Source organism: Micromonospora sp. NPDC048909, assembly GCF_040649635.1.
Classification (GTDB): Bacteria; Actinomycetota; Actinomycetes; order Mycobacteriales; family Micromonosporaceae; genus Micromonospora.
Genome location: NZ_JBEZFU010000001.1, coordinates 764,347 through 783,078 on the forward strand (window position 1 = coordinate 764,347; position 18,732 = coordinate 783,078).

Genomic DNA, 18,732 nt, shown 5'->3' on the forward strand with positions numbered 1-18,732 from the left:
TTGGGCAGGTCGGGGGCGGGGTACCTCTCCGGGCGTAGCGGTACTTCGGAGTGGAGGTTCGCGATGGGTATGGACGACAAGGTCAAGAACGCGACCGAGGATGCGACCGGCAAGATCAAGGAAGGCGCCGGTCGGGCAACCGACGACGAGCGGCTGGAGGCCGAGGGTCGCAACGACCAGGCCGCGGCCAACCTCAAGCAGGCCGGCGAGAAGATCAAGGACGCCTTCAAGAGCTGACCGTACGCACGACACGCCGGGCCGGTGCTGACCGGCCCGGCGTGTCCTGCGCCGACGCCCGGTCGTTTCCAGGGCGAGGTGTTCGCCCTGAACGGCCGACGGTGCGACGGGAGGGGACGATGTCGTACGCCACAATGGCCGCCCGAGCCGCCATCGCCGCCGGGCTGGCGGCTCTGGTCGTCGGCTGTCAGGCGCCCGGGTCGCGCTCCGGTGCGCCGGCTTCCACGCCCACCGCGACCGGGCCGACCACTCCCACCGCCGCCGTCTCGCCCAGCGCGACCCCGTCGCCCGTGACCGCGGCCAACACCGTGCAGGTCTGCCAGGCCGTGGACCGCCTCATCATCGCCACCAGCCGGAGAATCGCCGCGGACTCGACCGCCGCGACCGAGCGCGAGTTGACCGGCGAGCAGCTCGCCGACCAGCTCCGGGGAAACCTGGCCGAGCTGGCCGACCAGATCCGTTCGCAGGCCCGCCGGGCCGAGGATCCGCAGATCAAGAAGCTGGTCGCGGACACCGCGGACCAGATCGACGCCGGCGGCCGCGCCGAGCGCCCGGCCGCCTGGCTGGCCGACACCTTCACCCGGATCCCGGCCAACCTCACGCGGGACTGCCGGCCCTGACCCGGACGCCCTGCGGGTGAACCCGTAACTCACCCTGATCGCGCGGTCGAGGGCCTACAACACCGACGCCGTACCTGCTGACTTCCTTTTGCATGTGCAAGGGCTCGTCATGAGTGGTGACCCGCCGCTGTCGGGAGATGACCTGGTCCGGGTGCTCGGCACCCTGGCCAACCCACACCGGTTGCGGGTGATCGCCGCGTTGGCCCGGGAGCGCGCCTACGTCAGTCGGCTCGCCCGGGATCTCGGCATCAGCCGCGCCCTGCTGCAGGTCCACCTGCGGAAGCTGACGGCGGCCGGTCTCGTGTCCGCCCAGCTGGAGTTGTCGGAGGACGGGAAGGCAATGAAGTACTACGAGGTGAAACCGTTCGTGCTCCGGCTCACTCCGGAGCTCATCGCGGTCGCGGTCCGCACGCTGACCCCGCCGGACGCCGCGGACCGCGACGGTGCCGGGGGGTGGTCGAAATGAGCGAGCACGACTGGACCGAGGTGGTCGGGGCGTTCGGCGTCGCCCGACAACTCGGCCGCCACGGCGTCATGCTGACCTACCAGGGCTGGGGGCACGGCAGTTACACGACCAGCCCGTGCGTTGCCGGGGCCGTCGACCGGTACCTGGTCGACGTGGCGCCGCCGGCTCGGGGCGTCCGGTGCCCGGCGGTGGACCCGCCCGCCTGACCGCCACCTCGCCGGCCGTCGGATCGGGTGACCCGGCGGCCGGCGACGGTCAGCGTGACACCCGGTACGTCACGTGGGTGACGCTCGGGCCGGCGACCACCGCCGCCTGCTCCAGCCGGAGATCGCCGACCTCCTCGAAGAGCCGCTCACCGGCCCCGAGCACGATCGGGACGATGTGCAGCTGGAGGGTGTCGAGCAGGCCGGCGGTCAGGAACTGCCGGACGGTGCTCGCGCCGCCGGCGATCGAGACGTCCCGCTCACCCGCCGCCTCCCGTGCCTGCTTCAGCGCGGAGTGGACCCCGTCGGTGACGAAGCGGAACTCCGTGCCACCGGCCATGATCAGCGGCGCGCGCGGACGGTGGGTGAGCACGAAGACCGGCGTGTGGAACGGCGGCTCCTCGCCCCACCAGCCGCGCCACGTCTCGTCCCACGGCCCGTCGCCGCCGCCGAACATGTGCCGCCCCATGACGTACGCGCCGATGTTGCGGGTCATCTCGTCGACGACGTCCGCGTCCACGCCGCGATCGCCACCGGTCAACCCGTGCTGTGCCCGCCAGGTGTCCAGGCCGAAGAACCACTCGTGCAGGCGCAGGCCGCCCCGGCCGAGCGGATCCTGGGGGCTCTGCTCCGGCCCCGCCACGTAGCCGTCCAGGGAGATCGACAGTTGACTCGTCACGGTGCTCATGGTCGGTCCACTCCAATGCTCGACGGTTGCTCGGTGCCGGCCAGCCGGGCGGCCCGCAGCTCCAGGTAGCGCCGCTCGGGGAGGCTGGTGGTGGCCCGGGCCGCAGCCAGGTACGCCTCCCGCGCCGGGCCGGGCTCGCCGGCCAGCTCCAGCAGGTGGGCACGGACCGCCGCGAGCCGGTGGTGTGCGGCTGTGCGCTCGTCCTCGGCGAGCGGCGCGAGCAGCGCCAGCCCGGCGCGCGGACCGTCCACCATGGCCACCGCGACCGCCTGGTTCAGGGTGACCATCGGGTTCGGCGCGATCCGGGCGAGCAGCCGGTAGAGCGCCACGATCTGCGGCCAGTCCGTCTCCGCGGCCGAGGGCGCCTCGGCGTGCACCGCCGCGATCGCCGCCTGGAGCTGGTACGGCCCGGGCGGCGACCAGGTCAGCGCCTCGGTGACCAGGGCGACGCCCTCCGCCGTGGCGGCCCGGTCCCACCGGTCGCGGTCCTGCTCGGCCAGCGGCACCAGTTCGCCGCCCGGCCCGACCCGGGCCGCCCGGTGCGCGTCGGTCAGCAGCATCAGCGCCAGCAGCCCGGTCACCTCCCCGTCGTCGGGGAGCAGCGCGTGCAGCATCCGGGCCAGCCGTATCGCCTCACCGGTCAGCTCGGCGCGGTGCAGCTCCGGCCCGCTGGACGCGGTGTACCCCTCGTTGAAGATCAGGTAGAGCACCTGCCGCACCGCGGCCAACCGGTCGTCCCGGTCGGCCGGCGACGGCATGGTGAACCGCGCGCCGGCCGCCTCGACCCGCTGCTTGGCCCGGCGGATCCGCTGGCTCATCGTCGCCTCGGGCACCAGGTAGGCGCGCGCGATCTGTGCGGTGCTGAGTCCGCCGACCGCGCGCAGGGTCAGCGCCACCTGCGCCGACCGGGCCAACGCCGGGTGGCAGCAGAGGAAGAGCAGCCGCAGCGTGTCGTCGCCGGCCGGCGGCTCCGCGTCCGCCGGCGGGGCGACCGTGGCGTACGCCGGCTCGCGGGCGGCCACCGTGACCTCGCGCTCCCGGCGGGCGTGCTCGCTGCGCCACTCGTCGGTGAGCCGGCGGGTGGCGACGGTGAGCAGCCAGGCGCGCGGCTGCTCCGGCAGGCCCTGCTCCGGCCACTGGAGAGCGGCGGCGAGCAGCGCCTCCTGCACCGCGTCCTCGCACCGGTCGAACTGGCCGTGCCGGCGGACGAGCAGGCCGAGGACCTGCGGCGCCAGGACGCGCAGCAGCTCCTCGACCTCGCCGCCGTCGGTCACATCTCAGTCCCGGCGTCGTCCATGATCGGGCGGACCTCCATGACGCCGCCGTAGCGCACGTCCGGCCAGCGTGCCGCGATCTCCGCCGCCCGTTCCGGGCTCTCGCAGTCGACCGCCAGGTAGCCGGCGAACTGCTCCTTGCTCTCCATGAACGGCCCGTCGACGACCTCCGGGTGCCCGCCGGCCAGCCGGACGGTACGCGTCTGCGACGGGTCGGCCAGCGCCTGCCCGCCCACCAGCTCCCCGGACGCGGAGAGCTCCGCCATGATCTCGTCGACCTCGCCGAAGAGCGCGACCCGCTCCTGTTCGGAGAGCTCCTCGACGAAACCGGGCCGGTTCCAGATCAACAGCATGTACTTCACGACCTGCTCCTCGCGTCCTGGCCGCGCGATCGGTGGCGCGGCTCGCCGAGGGGTCGGAGCCGATGCTCCGTGCCCTACATCCGTACGGAAGAAAATCGCAGAATCTTCGGCGGGACGGTGGCCCCCACGCCGGAGCGGTCACCGCTTGCCGCGTACCTGCCGGCCCGGCCGGGCACCGCCCAGGTCGAGCGACGCCCGGTCGGCTGCCGACGTGCCGGAGGCCCAGCCCTCCGCGTCCCGGACGGTCAGCCGGTGCCGGCGGACCCCGGGGAAGAGGCTCTCCATCCGTTCGCGCACCGCCTCACCTCGGGCGGCCAGCACCGGCAGCAACCGCTCCGCCCCGGCGGCCTCCGCCGCCTGCCGGCTCGCCGCCGCGCTGACCGCCCGCAGCCGTTCGCCGATCCGCAGCGCGAACGCGTTGAGGAAGGACTCGTCGTAACCGCGGGTACGCCGCACGCCCCCCTTTCCCTGGCGCTGACCCCGGCCGCGCAGCATCTCGGCGGTGGCCTGCACCAGCAGCGACGTGTAGAGCAGCTCGACCGCCTCCAGGTCGGCCGGCCAGCCGAGCACGGTGGCGAAGCCGAGATCGTCGGACCAGACGGCCTCGCACCCGTTCGCCGCCGCCACCTCCTGCACCAGCAGCGCCTTCGCGCCGGCGTACGGGGCTTCGGTGCCGAGCCGCACCCCGCCGGGCAGGTCGGTCCGTGGCGCGTCGGCCGCCAGCAACGCCTCGTCGAGGCTGTGCCGGGCCATCAGCTCCTGCGCCTTGCCGGTCAGCGCCTCGGCCTCTGCCGGGAAGGTGGTCGACTCGGCCTTGGCCAGCAGCGCCCGGACCCGGTCCAGCATCCGCGAACCGCCGCCGCCCCGGGACCCGGCGGCCGGACCGGCCGGCCCGCCGGTCGGCGCCGATCCGGGCGGTGGCCGGAGCACGGCGATCGGCGGCAGCCCCTCCACCAGCGCCAGCGCCTCGACCGCCTCCCGCAGCGCGGTCACCCGGTCCACCCCTTCCCGGGCGGCCCAGGCGGTGAGGTGGGCACGGTCGCCGTCCGACCGCAGGTCGGCGTCCAGGTCGCGCAGTTGGTCGTCCCACCACGTCGGGACCGGGCCCGGCAGGTCGCGCCGCTGGACGGCCATCGCGTCCGCGAGCAGCCGGGCCGGCCGGGCGCCGAGCCGACGGCCCGCGATCCGGGCCAGGTCGACCGGCTGCCAGCCGCGCGGCCAGAGCCGCCCGACGCCGGCGGCCAGCCGGCGCAGCAGCGCCGCGTCCACCGCCGCCGCGCCGTCCGGTGCGCCGGTGCCGACCACGAGCCGGTCCAGCTGCCGCTCGGCGCGGCGTACGTCGTTGTCGCGGGCCGCCGCGAGCGCGTCGGTGATGAGCTCGTCGGCGTCGGGCACAGCCGGGTCCCTCCCTGCTCCTGTGGGCGGGCTCCCGCGCCGCCACCTGCATGATCATGCCCGGCGGGCTCCGGCCGGGCCGGAACGGGGAGGTTCGGATCCCTCCGGCCCGGCGCGGGTCACGGCACCGCCGGTGCGGGCGCTCAGGTGGGCCGGTACTCCACCTCGGGACGGCCCGGGGTGCCGTAGCGGGGTGTCCGGGCCACCCGGCCGGTCTCGGCCAGGTGTTCCAGGTAACGCCGCGCGGTGACCCGGGAGGTGCCGGTCCGCTCGGCGACCTCCGAGGCGGAGAGCCCCGGCTGACGGCGCAGCACGTCCAGTACGGCGTCGAGCGTCTGCGCGCCGAGCCCCTTCGGCAGGGTGTCCGGGGCCGTTCCGCGCAGGGTGGCGAACATCCGGTCCACCTCGTGCTGGGCGGCGACCGCGCCACCCGCCGACGCCTGCCGTCGGTACTCGGCGTAGCGCTCCAACTTGTCCCGGAAGGCGGCGAAGGTGAACGGCTTGAGCAGGTAGTGGGTCACCCCGAGGGCCACCGCCGAACGGACCACGGCCAGGTCCCGGGCGGAGGTGACGGCGAGCACGTCGGCGTCGCTGCCGGCCGCCCGCATCGCCCGGCAGACGTCCAGGCCGTGCACGTCGGGCAGGTGGAAGTCGAGCAGCACCAGGTCGACCGCGTCCGCACCGGTCCGGCGCAGCTCCCGCATCGCCTCCCGGGCGGTGTGCGCCACCCCGACCACCCGGAACCCCGGCACCCGCTCGGTGTACGCGCGGTGGGCCGCCGCGATCAACTCCTCGTCCTCGACGACGAGCACCCGGATCTCGGTCATGTCGGCTGCTCCACTCCGACCGGCAGCCGGACCCGGAACACCGTCCCGCCGTCCGGGCCGGCGGCAACCTCGTGCCGGCCACCGTGCCGCGCCAGCACCTGGGCGACCAGGGCGAGGCCGATGCCCCGTCCGCTGGCCTTGGTCGACCAGCCCCGACGGAACGCGTCGCCGACCCGGTCGGGTGGCAGCCCGGAGCCGCTGTCGGTCACCTCGACCAGCACCTCGTCGGCCGTCTCGGTCACGTACACCCGTACGCGGCGGGGCGGCTCCCCGGCGGCGACCGCCTCCAGCGCGTTGTCGACCAGGTTGCCCACCACGGTGAGCAGCTCCCCGGCCGGCAGGGTGCCGACGTCGAGCCGGGAGGTCGGGTCGACGGTCAGCTCCACGCCGCGCTCGGCGGCCTGGGCGGACTTGCCGAGCAGCAGCGCGGCCAGCGCCGGTTCGGCGATCGCCCCGACCACCTGGTCGGTGAGCTGCTGGGCCAGCGCCAGCTCCTCGGTGGCCAGCCGGACGGCCTCCTCGGTGCGCCCCAGCTCGACCAGGGTGAGCACGGTGTGCAGCCGGTTGGCGGCCTCGTGCGCCTGCGACCGGAGCGCGTCGGTGAGCCCGCGCACCGAGTCCAGCTCGCTGGTGAGGGCCCGCAGGTCGGTGTGGTCACGCAGGGTCAGCACCGTGCCCAGGGCCCGGCTGTCGGCGCCGGTGGGGCGGAGGTTGGCGACCAGCGCGCGGTCGGCGGTCAGGATCAGCTCGTCCCGGGCGGCCTGGCCCGACGTGATCAGCTCGGTCAGCGCGGCCGGCAGGTCGGCTTCGGTCACCGGCTGGTCGACCAGCGGCGCGTCGGCGGGCAGCCCGAGCAGTCGTCGGCCCTCGTCGTTGATCAGGGCGATCCGGCGGTCCGGGCCGATCACCACCAGGCCCTCGCCCACCGAGTGCAGCACCGCGTCGTAGTACTCGTACATCCGGGTGATCTGGGCCGGGCCGAGGCCGTGGGTCTGCCGGCGCAGCCGCCGGCTGAGCAGCCAGGAGCCGGCGCCGGCCAGGGCCAGGGCCGCGATGGTGGCGACCACCAGCACCGGTGACTTCTCGAGCAGCTCCCGGTTGATCGCCTCGGTGGTGATGCCGACCGAGACCAGCCCGATCACCGCGCCGCCGGTGTCGCGTACCGGCACCACCGCGCGGACCGACTCGCCGAGGGTGCCGGTGTTGACCACGGTGAAGGGCTGCCCGGCCAGCGCCGGTTCGATCGTGCCGATGAACGGCCGGCCGATCTGGGTCGGGTCGGTGTGCGAGTAGCGGGTCCGGTCCGGGGCCATCACCACCACGAAGTCCGTGCTGGTGGCGACGCGGATCGACTCGGCGTACGGCTGGAGGGTGGCGGACGGGTCCGGGGTGCGCAGCGCGGCGGCCACCTCGGGCGACCGGGCGACCGTCTCGGCCACCGCCAGCACCTCCTCGCGGGCCGCGTCCCGGGCGTCGGAGCGGGCGACCAGCGCGACCCCCAGGGTGGCCGCCGCCACCAGCAGCGTGACCACGACGACCTGGAGGGCGAACAGCTGCCCGGCGATGCTCCATTTCCGTCCGGTCATGTCTCCTCGTCGTGACGGTCCGTCGCGCTCCCTGTTTCGTCGACAGTTCAGGTCGGTGAACAGAATGAACGCAAGGCTGATTCCGGTTGAGACCTGGGCCACAGTCTCAGCCATGCAGACCCCCACCACCAGCACACCGGCCCCGCGGCCCCGGCGGGATCGCACCCACTTCCTCTACCTCGCGGTGATCGGCGCCGTCCTGGCGGGCATCATCCTCGGCTTCGCGGCCCCCGACGCGGCCCAGGAGCTCAAGCCCCTCGGCACCGGTTTCGTCGCGCTGATCAAGATGATGATCAGCCCGGTCATCTTCTGCACCATCGTGCTCGGCGTCGGCTCCGTGCGGCAGGCCGCGAAGGTCGGCAAGGTCGGCGGCCTGGCGCTCGGCTACTTCCTGATCATGTCGACCGTCGCGCTCGCCATCGGCCTGGTCGTCGGCAACCTGATCCACCCCGGCTCCGGGCTTCAGCTGAGCAACGAGCTGGCCGAGGCCGGCCAGAAGGCGGCCGGCACCGAGAGCGAGGGGACCGCCGACTTCCTGCTCGGCATCATCCCGACCTCACTGCTCTCCGCGCTGACCGGCGGCGAGGTGCTGCAGACCCTGCTGGTCGCCCTGCTGGTCGGTTTCGCCGTGCAGAGCATGGGCCGCCGGGGCGAGCCGGTGCTGCGGGCCGTCGGCACCATCCAGCGCCTGGTCTTCAAGGTGCTCGCCATGATCATGTGGTTGGCGCCGATCGGTGCGTTCGGCGCGATCGCCGCGGTGGTCGGGGCGACCGGGATGGACGCGTTGAAGAGCCTGGCCCAGATCATGCTGGGCTTCTACGCGACGTGTCTGATCTTCGTGCTGGTGGTGCTCGGTGCGCTGCTGTGGTTCGTGGCCCGGATCTCGATCTTCTCGCTGCTGCGGTACCTCGGTCGGGAGTTCCTGCTGATCGTGTCGACCTCGTCGTCGGAGTCGGCGCTGCCGCGGTTGATCGCGAAGATGGAGCACGTCGGGGTGAGCAAGCCGGTGGTGGGCATCACGGTGCCGACCGGCTACTCGTTCAACCTGGACGGCACCGCGATCTACCTGACCATGGCGTCGCTCTTCATCGCCTCGGCGATGGGCGACCCGCTCTCGGTCGGCGAGCAGATCTCGCTGCTGGTCTTCATGATCATCGCGTCCAAGGGCGCCGCCGGGATCACCGGCGCCGGCCTCGCCACCCTGGCCGGCGGGCTCCAGTCGCACCGGCCGGACCTGGTCGACGGGGTGGGGCTGATCGTGGGCATCGACCGGTTCATGTCCGAGGCGCGGGCGCTGACGAACTTCGCCGGCAACGCGGTCGCCACCGTCCTCATCGGCCGCTGGACCGGCGAGTTCGACCCGGAGCAGGCCCGGGCGGTGCTCGCCGGCGAGCGTCCGTTCGACGAGGCCACCATGCTCGACGAGGACCACGACGGCCCGGACGTGCAGGAGGCAGCCGCCGATCCCACCGCCGACACCTCGTCGACCGTGGCCGAGCCGGAGCCGGCCACCACGCGCCGCTGACCGCTGGAGAGCTTGGTAGGAAACGGCCCGTCCAGGGGCGCTTTCCTACCAAGCTCCGCTTCTGGGGCTAGCCCGACCAACTCGCGATGATCTCCGACGCGGGTTCCGGGTCGGGGGTGGGGGCGGGAGGCGGGGCGGGCGTACGTCCGAATCGGGGTGCCGGCGCGGGCTGGACCTCCCCGCCGACCTCCACGAAGGTGCCCCGGGCGGCGTTGTGCGGGTGTCGGTGCGCCTCGGTCGGGGCGAGCACCGGCGCCACGCAGGCGTCCAGGTCGGTGAAGACGGCCGTCCACTCGTCCCGCGTCCGGGTCGCGAACCGTTCCGTGAACCGGCGGCGCAGCTCGTCCCAGCCCGTCGGGTCGTACTGGGCCGGGAGGTCGGGGTCGTCGCCCAGCCCAAGGCCGGCGAGGAGAGCGGCGTAGAAGGCCGGCTCCAGCGCGCCGACCGCCAGGTAACCGCCGTCGGCGGTGCGGTACGTGTCGTAGAACGGTGCCCCGCCGTCGAGCAGGTTGCGCCCGCGCGGCGCGGACCACAGCCCGGTGCCGAGCATCCCGTGCAGGAACGCGGTGAGCAGCGCGGAGCCGTCGACCATCGCGGCGTCCACCACCTGCCCGACGCCGGAGCGTTCTCGCTCCAGCAACGCCGCCAGCACTCCGACGGCGAGCAGCATTCCGCCGCCGGCGAAGTCGCCGAGCAGGTTCAACGGCGCGTGCGGGCGCTCACCGGCCCGGCCCAGCGGCTCCAGCGCGCCCGCCACCGCGATGTAGTCGATGTCGTGCCCGGCCCGGGGGGCCAGTGGGCCGTCCTGCCCCCAGCCGGTCATCCGGGCGTACACCAGCCGGGGGTTGCGGGCCCGGCAGGTCTCCGGCCCGAAGCCCAGCCGCTCGGCCACCCCCGGCCGGTACGCCTCGACCAGCACGTCCGCGCGCTCCACCAGGCGCAGCAGGTCGGCCACGCCGTCCGGCGACTTGAGGTCCAGAGCGGTGACCCGCCGGCCGCGTTGCAACGGCCCGCCGGGTGGCGCGGCCAGCCGACCAGCGGCGGGACCGCCGGGCCGGTCGACCCGGACCACGTCGGCGCCGAGGTCGGCGAGCACCATGCAGCCGAACGGGGCGGGCGCGAGGCTGGCCAGCTCGACCACCCGTACCCCGGCCAGCGGCCCGCCCGGTCCTTCCGGCGCGGCCGACCCGGGGTCAGAGCGCACGGGCGATCAGCTCCTTCATGATCTCGTTGGTGCCACCGTAGATCTTCTGAGCCCGGGCGTCGGCGTACATCCGGGCGATCGGGTACTCGGTGGTGTAGCCGTAGCCGCCGAAGAGCTGCAGGCAGCGGTCGATGACCTCGCACTGCCCCTCGGTCAGCCAGTACTTGGCCATCGCGGCGATCGGCACGTCCAGCTCACCCCGGCAGTGCCGGGCGATGCAGTCGTCCAGGAAGACCCGGCTGGCCCGGGCCCGGGTGGCGCACTCGGCGAGCACCATCCGGGTGTTCTGGTGCCCGAGCAGCGGCTTGCCGAACGCGGTGCGCTCCTTGGTGTAGGCCACGGTCAGCTCGACCGCCCGTTCCATCGCGGCGACCGCGCCCACCGCGATCACCAGTCGCTCCTGCGGGAGCTGCTGCATCAGCTGGACGAAGCCGAGCCCCTCGGCCCCGCCGAGCAGGTTCGCCGCCGGCACCCGGAACCCGTCGAAGAAGAGCTCGGCGGTGTCGTTGGCGTGCAGCCCGATCTTGGAGAGCAGCCGGCCACGGCGGAAGCCTTCCGGGTCACCGCCGACCTCGCAGACCAGCAGCGAGATCCCGGCGGCCCGCTGCTCCGGGTCGGTCTTGACGGCCACGATGACCAGGTCGGCGAGCCCGCCGTTGCTGATGAAGGTCTTCGCCCCGCTGACCAGGTAGTCGTCGCCGTCGCGCACCGCGCGGGTGCGCATCGCCTGCAGGTCCGAGCCGCCGTCCGGCTCGGTCATCGCGATCGCCCCGACCAGTTCGCCGCTGCACAGCCCGGGCAGCCAGCGCCGCTTCTGCTCCTCGCTGCCGTACGCCACCAGGTAGCCGGTGACGATGCCGCTGTGCACGGCCAGACCGAGGCTGCTCTCCCCGGTGTGCGCCTGCTCGTGCAGCATCACCGCCTCGTGGGTGAAGCCGCCGCCCCCGCCGCCGTACTGCTCCGGCACGGAGAGGCCGAGCAGCCCCAACTCGCCGGCGCGGCGGTAGTGCTCGCGGTCCGGGTGCCCCTGAGCGGCCAACCGGTCGGCGTGCGGCAGCACCTCCTTGGTGAAGAAGCTGCGGGCCAGGTCGGCCAGGTCGTCGTGCTCGGGTTGGCGCCAGGGCGAGGGGTGCGACATGGCCTCACCCTCGTGCCCGCCCCCCGGTGTGTCAACAGGCCCGGAAGGTGCCGCCCCGACCGGTGAAACCGCGATGAAACCGCCGTGATCCGGGTGCCGCGCACGCTTCCCCCATGACGACAACCGCACCACGGCCGGCGATCGCCGCGACCGGCCTGCGCAAGACGTACGGCGACCACGTCGTGCTCGACGGCATCGACCTGCACGTCACCGAGGGGACGGTGTTCGCGCTGCTCGGCCCGAACGGCGCCGGCAAGACCACGGCGGTCCAGATCCTGTCCACGCTGATCCGGGCGGACGGTGGCGACGTAAGGGTCGTCGGACACGACCTGACCCGCGAGCCGGACCGGGTGCGCGCCGGCATCGGCGTCACCGGCCAGTTCTCCGCGGTCGACAACCTGCTCACCGGCGCGGAGAACTTGAAGCTCATGGCCGACCTGCGTCACCTTCGGCGTGCCGCGGAGCGTCGGCGGACCGCCGAGCTGCTCGAGCGGTTCGACCTGGTGGACGCGGCCGGCAAGCCGGCTGCCACCTACTCCGGCGGCATGCGGCGACGGCTCGACCTGGCGATGACCCTGGTCGGCGACCCGCGGCTGATCTTCCTGGACGAGCCGACGACCGGCCTGGACCCGCGCAGCCGCCGGGCGATGTGGGAGGTCATCCGGGAACTGGTGTCCGGCGGCGTGACCATCTTCCTCACCACCCAGTACCTGGAGGAGGCGGACCAGCTCGCCGACCGCATCGCTGTGCTGGACCACGGCCGGCTGGTCGCCGAGGGCACCGCCGAGGAGCTGAAGCGGCGGGTGCCGGGCGGACACATCCGGCTGCGCTTCGCCGACGTCGAGGCGTTGGCCGCGGCGGCCCGGGTCCTCGGCGAGGTGCAGCGCGACGACGAGGCGCTCACCCTGCGGGTGCCCAGCGACGGCGGCGTCCGCTCGCTGCGGGCCGTCCTCGACCGGCTCGACGACATCACGGTCGAGGTCGAGTCGCTGAGCGTGCACACCCCCGACCTCGACGACGTCTTCCTCACCCTCACCGGCCACGACACCCAGGAAGAGGTCCCGGCATGAGTACCTTGTCGTACACCCTGAGCGACTCCGCGACCATGCTGCGCCGCAATCTGCGGCACATGCTGCGGTACCCGTCCCTGACCGTGATGATCATCGGCCTTCCGGTGGTCTTCCTGCTGCTCTTCGTCTACGTCTTCGGCGGCACCCTCGGTGCCGGCCTCGGTGGTTCCGCCGGTGGCCGCGAGGAGTACGCCACCTACGTCACCCCTGGCATCCTGCTGATCACGATCGCCGGAGTGGCGCAGGGCACGGCGATCTCGGTGGCGATGGACATGACCGAGGGGATCGTGGCCCGGTTCCGCACCATGTCCATCGCCCGGGTCTCGGTGCTGACCGGCCACGTCGTCGGCAGCCTGATCCAGACGATGGTCGGCCTCGCGGTGGTCACCGCGATCGCGCTGCTGGTCGGGTTCCGCCCCACCGCCGGCCCGATCGGTTGGCTCGCCGCCGCCGGGCTGCTCGCCGCGGTGTCCTTCGCGGTCACCTGGCTCACGGTCGCCCTCGGCATGGTCAGCAAGAGCGTCGAGTCGGCCAGCAACCTTCCGCAGCCGTTGCTGCTGCTGCCCTTCCTGGGCAGCGGGTTCGTGCCCACCGACTCGATGCCGACCGGGCTGCGCTGGTTCGCCGAGTACCAGCCGTTCACGCCGGTGATGGAGACCCTGCGTGGCCTGCTGGTGGGCGGGCCGATCGGTTCCAGCGCGACCCAGGCTCTCGCCTGGTGCGCCGGGATCACGCTGCTGAGCTACCTGTGGGCGCGCAAGCTCTACGATCGCGACCCGTCGCGATGACCGGCGGGACGGGCGGCCAGCGCCGACAGCGCGGCCGCCCGCAGCCCGCCCGGGTCCATGGCGGCGTACGTCGACACCGCGTCGGCGTACGCCGCCTTGTCGGCCTGTTCGGCCTCCTGCCGCGCGGTGGCCGAGGACATCGTGGGCTGGAACTCCCGCAGGAAGCGGAACCGCTCCGCCAGGGCGACCAGCCGGGCGCCGCTGGCGGCGGCCTCGGGATCGCCGGCGTTGCGGGCCTGCTCGATGTCGACCATGGCGAGCGCCAGGAGGAGCGTGCCGGAGACCGGCTGCTCCATCACGAACGCGGGCGGGTTGACGGCGGGATTCGTCAGCATCCGGTGCAGGTGGTCGGCCAGCACATCCGGCAGCGTGGGAACGAGATCGAGCCGGTCGGACCTGGCGTGCGCGACGACGGCGACCGCCCCGATCTGGAGCGCCCACGGGGTGGGGCGGCCGCACTCGTCGGTCTGGAACAGCGGGTCCACGGACGCGGTGACGTCCGTGACGGCCTGTCGCCACAGCTCCAGTCCGCGGTCGACCTGGCCACGCTGGAGCTGGACCTCGGCGCGGACGCCCAGCTCGAACGACCCCAGCCCGTACGCGTCCTCGGTGCCGTGCTGGGCCGCCAGTTCGAGCCAGCGCTCCGCCGCGTCGACGTCACCGGCCCCGAGGCTGACGAGCGCCAGCGCCCACCGGATCTGGATCACGTCTGCCCACGGCCCGGTCTCCTCCAGCAGGCGCAGCGCCGCCATCAGGTGCCGTCGTGTCTCCTCCCACTCATCCGTCTGGGCGAGCAGTTCGCTGAGTCGGGAGTGGGCGAGGATCCGCAACCACGGGGTGACGCCCGGCCCGAAGGCGTCGAGCATCCGCCGGGCCGCGTCGAGCGCGCCCTCCGGGTCGCCCTCCCGCTCGCAGGTGTAGGTGGCGAGGCAGTGGGCGAGGCCGGCCACGAGCGGTTCGGGGCGGGCCCGGAGCGCGCGCAGCTCGGCGGGGTCCGCGGCGATCGCGGGGAGGGCGTTCAGCAGGATCGACAGCGCACCGGTCAGGGTGTCCGGCGACGGTGGCGGCAGGCGGCGCAGGGTCACCAGGCTGCGGATGGGGTGAGGGCCCTGGATCATCATCAGGTTCGCCGCGCAGAGGGCCGAGGCGACCCTGGTCACCTCGACGAACTCCGGCTCGGGCCGGTAGTGCGAGAGCGGCGGCCCGGTCTCCTCGGCGAGCGCGATCATCCGGGTGTAGGCGGCGTCCAGCGTCCAGATGCCGGCCAGGACGGCCGCGGTGGCGGCCACCGTGGGGCAGTCCGCACGGGCCAGCCCCATCCGGTACGCCTGCACGAGGTTGTCCTGCTCGGCGCGGATCCGCTCCACGGTGGCGAACCCGTCCGGGCCGAGCAGTTCTTCGTGGTGCGTGAGGCCGACGTCGCGGGCCCAGCCGAGGAGACGGTCGGTCACCGGCCCGGTCTCGCCGGCCTCGTCGCGGCGGGCGGCGCTGAACTCGCGGACCGTCTCCAGCATCCGCAGCCGGATGCCCGTCGGGGTCTCGTCGACCTTGAGCAGCGACTGGTCCACCAGGTGTTCGAGCACCGGCAGCGGGTCGCCGTCGACCAGGTACCGGGCCGCGTCGGCGGTGAACCCGCCGGGAAAGACGGAGAGGGCACGCATGGCCGTCCGGCTGGCCTCGTCGAGCAGGGCCCAGCTCCAGTCGACCACCGCGTGGAGCGTGTGGTGCCGCTGCGGCGCGTCCCGGGCCCCGCCGCGGAGCAGGGCGAACCGGTCGTCCAGCCGGCGGGCGATCTCGGCCACCGACATGGTCCGCACCCGGGCCGCCGCCAGCTCCACCGCGAGCGGGAGCCCGTCGAGGTGGCGGCAGAGCGCCGCCACCACGTCCCCGGGCAGGTCGACGCCGGGTCGCCCGGCGCGCGCCCGCTGCCCGAACAGCTCGACGCTGGTCGGCAGCGTCAGCTCCGGCAGCAGGTGGACGGACTCGGAGGAGAGGCCCAACGGGGTACGGCTGGTGGTGAGCACCCGCAGTTCGCGGGTCGTCGAGACCAGCGCACCGACCAGCTCGGCGGCCCCTCGGACGACGTGCTCGCAGTTGTCGAGCACCAGCAGCGTCGGCCCCGAGCCGAGCACGGCGGCGATGGCGGTCGCCGGGTCCCGCCCGGCGGACAGGGCGGCGGCCGGCGTACCGAGCGTCTCGCCGATGCCGAGCGCGGCGGCCACCTCACGGGCCACGTCCTCGTCGGCTCGCACGCCGGCGAGCGGCACCAGGTGGACGACGCGCTGCTCGGCCTGCCGGGCGACCGCGTACGACAGTCGGGTCTTGCCCAGCCCGCCAGGCCCCACGATGGACGTCACCCGGGAGGCGCGCAGCAGCTCGGTCACGGCGGCGACGTCGGTGTCCCGCCCGAGCAGCGGGTTCGGGTCGTGCGGCACGCCGTGCCGGACCGGCGGCGGCTCGTCCCGCAGCAGCTGCCGCTGCACCTCCCGCAGCGCCGTTCCGGGATCGGTGCCGAGTTCGTCGCGGAGCGACCGCCGGTACGCCTCGTACCGGGCCAGCGCCGCCGACGGACCGACCGTGGCCGCCTCGGCGCGCAGCAGCTCGCCGAGCAGCTCCTCGTCGCGGGTCGGTCCGCCGGCCAGCTCGGCGAGCGGTCCGACCGCCTCGGCGTGCCGGCCGAGCCGGGCCAACGCAAGCGCCCGGGAGCGCAGCAGCGACCGGTACGCGGTGGCCCGTTCGGCCCGCAGCTCGGCGAGCGGGTCGCCGGCGGCGCTCTCCTCGGGTGGCCCGCTCCAGTAGGCCAGGCCGGCGTCCGCACTGGACAGCGCCGCGGCATGGTCGCCGGCCCGAGCCCGCTCCGCGCTCACCGTGGCGTGGCGCAACACGGCGGCGGCGTCGACCTGCTCCTCGGCCAGGGTGAGCCGGTAGCCGGTGGCGGTCCGGGCGATGACGTCCGCGCCGAGCTGCGCGCGCACCCGGGAGACCAGGATCTGCAGCGCCTTGGGCGGGTTCTCCGGCAGCTCGTCCGGCCAGAGCCCGGCGATCAGGCGGCCGGTGCCGCACCCGGCGCGCAGGTCACCGGCGAGCAGCGCGAGCAGCCCGCGCAGCCGGGGTCCGGTGATCTCCCGGCCCCGGTAGGAGACACCTGACAGCAGGGTCAGCTCGGCGGTCACCGGACCAGGTTAGTCACGACGGGGTCCGCCGGCGTCACGCCCCGGCCGGGGCGCCCGCCTCAGCGGCGTGGCGCGGCGCGGGCACCGGGAAGCGCATCCGGCAGACGATCGCGTCGGTGTCCCGGCGGACCGCCCGCTCCAGCACCGAGCCGCGGTTGTTCCGCAGGATCCGCTCCCACCGCCGCTGCGGCGCCACCTCGGGGATGACCACGAACACGTGGCGTCCCGGGTAGTGCCCCCGGAGGTGCTCGACCACCGGCCGGCCCAGGTCCCGGTCGGTGGACTCGACCACCGCGACGGGGACGTCCGGGTGCCAGGCCTCCCACTTCGTCTGGAATCGTTCCGCCGATCCGGGCTCGTCCGCGTAAGTGACGTGCACGGCGGCGACCTCGTCGCCAAGGGAGAGCGCGGCGGCCAGTGCCCGCCTGGTCAGCTCGGAGACATCGCCGACCGCGACGACCACGACCGACGGCCCGGGGCGCGGCGGCGCGGGCGTCTGGCCCAGCCGCAGGCTCGCGCCGAAGCGGTCGTATGCCCGGTGCACACTCTCGAAGCCGAACACCAGCAGCGGCAGGGCGAGCGCGATGAGCCAGGCGCCCTCGGACAACTTGCTGCCTGTGGTCACGATGGCGGCAGCGAAGGTCAGTAGGGCGCCGAAGCCGTTGAGACCCAACTTCCACCGCCAGCCCCGCCCGCGCTCGATCAGCCAGTGCCGGACCATCCCGTACTGGGCGATGGTGAAGCCGACGAAGACGCCGATCGCAAAGAGCGGCACCAGCGTGTTCATCTGCCCGTTCGCGGCCACCAGCAGCACCGCCGCGACCGCTGAGAGCACGAGGACTCCGTAGCGGTGGACCTGGCGCCGGGCGCGCAGGGCGAACACATGCGGCAGGTAGTTGTCCTCGGCCAGCAGCCGGGCCAGCACCGGCAGCCCACCGAACGAGGTGTTCGCAGCCAAGGCGAGCAGCACCATGGTGGCAAACTGCACAACATAGAACGCGATCCCGTGCCCCAGCGCGGCGTCGGTCAGCTGCGCCAGCACGGTCACCCCCTCGACCGGGTGGAGTTGGAACCGGCCGATCAGCGTGGCGAGACCGATCAGCATGACGCCCAGCAGGGCGCCGAGCGCCACCTCGGCGCGCTGCGCACGCCGCACGGCGGGCTCCCGAAACGAGGGGACCGCGTTGGCGATGGCCTCCACGCCGGTCAGCGCGGCGCAACCGTTGGCGAACGCCTTGAGCAGCAGCAGCGCGCCGACCGCCTGGATGGGCCCGGTGGCCGGCACCGCCGTGCTGATGGCTGCCGGTGCGTCGCGAAGCAGGCCGGCGACGATCACCGTGCAGATCGACCCGACGAAGATGGCGGTGGGCAGGATGAACGCCCGGGCGCTGGCCGCGATGCCGCGCAAGTTGACTGCGGTGATCAGCACCAGCACCCCCAGGCAGAGCTGCACCGTGTACGGCAGCAGCGCCGGGAAGGCCGAGGTCAGCGCGGCGACACCGGCCGCGACCGAGACGGCCACGTTCAGCACGTAGTCGATTACGAGGGAGGCAGCCGCGACCAGGCTGGTGCGCCGGGACAGGTGTCGCTTGGCCACCGCGTAGGCGCCGCCGCCATCGGGGAACGCGGCGATCACTTGCCGGTAGGAGAGGACCAGTACCGCGAGCAGGCCTGCGATCGCCAGGGTGACCGGCAGGGTGAGGCCCAAGCCGGCGCCGCCGGCGGCGGCGAGCACCAGCACGATCGCCTCGGGGCCGTACGAGACCGACGCCATCGCGTCCAGGGAGAGCGCGGCCAGGCCGCCGGACACGGAGAGCCGTTCCCGGCCATCGGTGTTCCGGTTCGTCCGGCCGATCGGCCGGCGGGTCCGCCCGGACGCGGCGCCCGCCAGCGCCGTGGTGGGGCTCGGGCGTCCTGCGGGCTCCGGACCGAGCGCGGTGGGAGAACTGACCATGCGCATCACCATGCGTCGGTGGGCTCTGTGGCCTGGTTGGTCTATACGGCTTCTTCACGGAGTGGCCGGAAATCAGTACGGCGGTTTCACGAAGGCCCTGGCGGGCCGCGTTATGACCCCGTCAAGAATCCCGCCTCGGCCGTCACGGGTGCGTGAAAACCGTCGACGGTGGCCGGCCGGCCGGACTGGTATGGCGACGTACGGGCCCGGCAGGCGGGCTCG

General features: G+C 73.9%; 17 protein-coding genes. 7 read left to right on the forward strand and 10 right to left on the reverse strand.

The genetic code is table 11. The features are described 5' to 3' along the window. Positions 1-63: 63 nt before the first annotated feature. The 4 genes from AB0C04_RS03665 to AB0C04_RS03680 all read left to right on the forward strand — a co-directional run bounded on the left by AB0C04_RS03665 (position 64) and on the right by AB0C04_RS03680 (position 1,529). Positions 64-237, forward strand: coding sequence for a CsbD family protein (locus tag AB0C04_RS03665; protein WP_350867779.1), 174 nt, complete (start codon positions 64-66; stop codon positions 235-237). Between the two features lie 119 nt (positions 238-356). Beyond that, a complete protein-coding gene (locus tag AB0C04_RS03670) occupies positions 357-857 on the forward strand; it encodes a hypothetical protein (protein ID WP_357047698.1) in 501 nt (166 codons plus the stop codon). 109 nt (positions 858-966) lie between these two features. Further along, the gene (locus AB0C04_RS03675; RefSeq protein WP_357047701.1) at positions 967-1,323 is read left to right on the forward strand and encodes a helix-turn-helix domain-containing protein; all 357 of its coding nucleotides are present in this window, start codon (positions 967-969) and stop codon (positions 1,321-1,323) included. Then, positions 1,320-1,529, forward strand: coding sequence for an alpha/beta hydrolase (locus AB0C04_RS03680; RefSeq protein ID WP_357047704.1), 210 nt, complete (start codon positions 1,320-1,322; stop codon positions 1,527-1,529). The genes AB0C04_RS03675 and AB0C04_RS03680 overlap by 4 nt, the downstream gene beginning before the upstream one ends. A 49-nt stretch (positions 1,530-1,578) precedes the next feature. Here AB0C04_RS03680 and AB0C04_RS03685 read toward each other — a convergent pair whose 3' ends face one another. From AB0C04_RS03685 to AB0C04_RS03710, 6 genes are all read right to left on the reverse strand, one after another. Next, a complete protein-coding gene (locus AB0C04_RS03685; RefSeq protein ID WP_357047707.1) occupies positions 1,579-2,214 on the reverse strand; it encodes a dihydrofolate reductase family protein in 636 nt (211 codons plus the stop codon). Further along, a complete protein-coding gene (locus AB0C04_RS03690) occupies positions 2,211-3,488 on the reverse strand; it encodes a DUF6596 domain-containing protein (protein WP_357047710.1) in 1,278 nt (425 codons plus the stop codon). The genes AB0C04_RS03685 and AB0C04_RS03690 overlap by 4 nt, the downstream gene beginning before the upstream one ends. Further along, positions 3,485-3,841, reverse strand: coding sequence for a YciI family protein (locus tag AB0C04_RS03695; RefSeq protein ID WP_357049102.1), 357 nt, complete (start codon positions 3,839-3,841; stop codon positions 3,485-3,487). Before AB0C04_RS03695 ends, AB0C04_RS03690 begins: the two co-directional genes overlap by 4 nt. A gap of 147 nt (positions 3,842-3,988) precedes the next feature. Further along, the gene (locus tag AB0C04_RS03700; RefSeq protein WP_357047713.1) at positions 3,989-5,245 is read right to left on the reverse strand and encodes a DUF2786 domain-containing protein; all 1,257 of its coding nucleotides are present in this window, start codon (positions 5,243-5,245) and stop codon (positions 3,989-3,991) included. A 143-nt stretch (positions 5,246-5,388) separates the two neighbouring features. After that, entirely contained in the window at positions 5,389-6,072 is a 684-nt protein-coding gene (locus AB0C04_RS03705; RefSeq protein WP_357047716.1) for a response regulator, read from the reverse strand. Further along, a complete protein-coding gene (locus AB0C04_RS03710; RefSeq protein WP_357047719.1) occupies positions 6,069-7,658 on the reverse strand; it encodes a sensor histidine kinase in 1,590 nt (529 codons plus the stop codon). The genes AB0C04_RS03705 and AB0C04_RS03710 overlap by 4 nt, the downstream gene beginning before the upstream one ends. Before the next feature lie 112 nt (positions 7,659-7,770). Between AB0C04_RS03710 and AB0C04_RS03715 the strand changes: the two genes are divergently transcribed. Continuing rightward, positions 7,771-9,183 carry a cation:dicarboxylase symporter family transporter gene (locus tag AB0C04_RS03715; protein ID WP_357047722.1) on the forward strand — a complete coding sequence of 471 codons (1,413 nt, stop codon included), beginning with the start codon at positions 7,771-7,773 and terminating at the stop codon, positions 9,181-9,183. 67 nt (positions 9,184-9,250) lie between these two features. On the opposite strand, the gene AB0C04_RS03720 is transcribed toward AB0C04_RS03715, so the two are convergent. Together AB0C04_RS03720 and AB0C04_RS03725 are read right to left on the reverse strand one after the other, a co-directional pair. Beyond that, positions 9,251-10,387 (reverse strand): CaiB/BaiF CoA-transferase family protein, encoded by a 1,137-nt coding sequence (locus AB0C04_RS03720; RefSeq protein ID WP_357047725.1) that lies wholly within the window; start codon positions 10,385-10,387, stop codon positions 9,251-9,253. Continuing rightward, entirely contained in the window at positions 10,377-11,525 is a 1,149-nt protein-coding gene (locus AB0C04_RS03725; RefSeq protein WP_357047728.1) for an acyl-CoA dehydrogenase family protein, read from the reverse strand. The genes AB0C04_RS03720 and AB0C04_RS03725 overlap by 11 nt, the downstream gene beginning before the upstream one ends. 113 nt (positions 11,526-11,638) lie before the next feature. On the opposite strand from AB0C04_RS03725, the gene AB0C04_RS03730 reads away from it, so the two are divergent. After that, positions 11,639-12,595, forward strand: coding sequence for an ATP-binding cassette domain-containing protein (locus tag AB0C04_RS03730; protein WP_357047731.1), 957 nt, complete (start codon positions 11,639-11,641; stop codon positions 12,593-12,595). Next, positions 12,592-13,383 carry an ABC transporter permease gene (locus tag AB0C04_RS03735; protein ID WP_357047734.1) on the forward strand — a complete coding sequence of 264 codons (792 nt, stop codon included), beginning with the start codon at positions 12,592-12,594 and terminating at the stop codon, positions 13,381-13,383. The genes AB0C04_RS03730 and AB0C04_RS03735 overlap by 4 nt, the downstream gene beginning before the upstream one ends. On the opposite strand, the gene AB0C04_RS03740 is transcribed toward AB0C04_RS03735, so the two are convergent. Next, complete coding sequence (locus tag AB0C04_RS03740; protein ID WP_357047737.1) at positions 13,359-16,556, reverse strand: BTAD domain-containing putative transcriptional regulator; 3,198 nt, start codon at positions 16,554-16,556, stop codon at positions 13,359-13,361. The genes AB0C04_RS03735 and AB0C04_RS03740 overlap by 25 nt on opposite strands. Before the next feature lie 34 nt (positions 16,557-16,590). Further along, complete coding sequence (locus AB0C04_RS03745; RefSeq protein WP_357047740.1) at positions 16,591-18,510, reverse strand: APC family permease; 1,920 nt, start codon at positions 18,508-18,510, stop codon at positions 16,591-16,593. Positions 18,511-18,732: the final 222 nt, after the last annotated feature.

Coding starts and splice junctions, on each gene's coding strand:
- AB0C04_RS03665 (WP_350867779.1), top strand. CDS start 64: ATGGGTATGGACGACAAGGTCAAGAACGCGACCGAGGATGCGACCGGC.
- AB0C04_RS03670 (WP_357047698.1), top strand. CDS start 357: ATGTCGTACGCCACAATGGCCGCCCGAGCCGCCATCGCCGCCGGGCTG.
- AB0C04_RS03675 (WP_357047701.1), top strand. CDS start 967: ATGAGTGGTGACCCGCCGCTGTCGGGAGATGACCTGGTCCGGGTGCTC.
- AB0C04_RS03680 (WP_357047704.1), top strand. CDS start 1,320: ATGAGCGAGCACGACTGGACCGAGGTGGTCGGGGCGTTCGGCGTCGCC.
- AB0C04_RS03685 (WP_357047707.1), bottom strand. CDS start 2,214: ATGAGCACCGTGACGAGTCAACTGTCGATCTCCCTGGACGGCTACGTG.
- AB0C04_RS03695 (WP_357049102.1), bottom strand. CDS start 3,841: ATGCTGTTGATCTGGAACCGGCCCGGTTTCGTCGAGGAGCTCTCCGAA.
- AB0C04_RS03705 (WP_357047716.1), bottom strand. CDS start 6,072: ATGACCGAGATCCGGGTGCTCGTCGTCGAGGACGAGGAGTTGATCGCG.
- AB0C04_RS03710 (WP_357047719.1), bottom strand. CDS start 7,658: ATGACCGGACGGAAATGGAGCATCGCCGGGCAGCTGTTCGCCCTCCAG.
- AB0C04_RS03715 (WP_357047722.1), top strand. CDS start 7,771: ATGCAGACCCCCACCACCAGCACACCGGCCCCGCGGCCCCGGCGGGAT.
- AB0C04_RS03725 (WP_357047728.1), bottom strand. CDS start 11,525: ATGTCGCACCCCTCGCCCTGGCGCCAACCCGAGCACGACGACCTGGCC.
- AB0C04_RS03730 (WP_357047731.1), top strand. CDS start 11,639: ATGACGACAACCGCACCACGGCCGGCGATCGCCGCGACCGGCCTGCGC.
- AB0C04_RS03735 (WP_357047734.1), top strand. CDS start 12,592: ATGAGTACCTTGTCGTACACCCTGAGCGACTCCGCGACCATGCTGCGC.
- AB0C04_RS03745 (WP_357047740.1), bottom strand. CDS start 18,510: ATGGTCAGTTCTCCCACCGCGCTCGGTCCGGAGCCCGCAGGACGCCCG.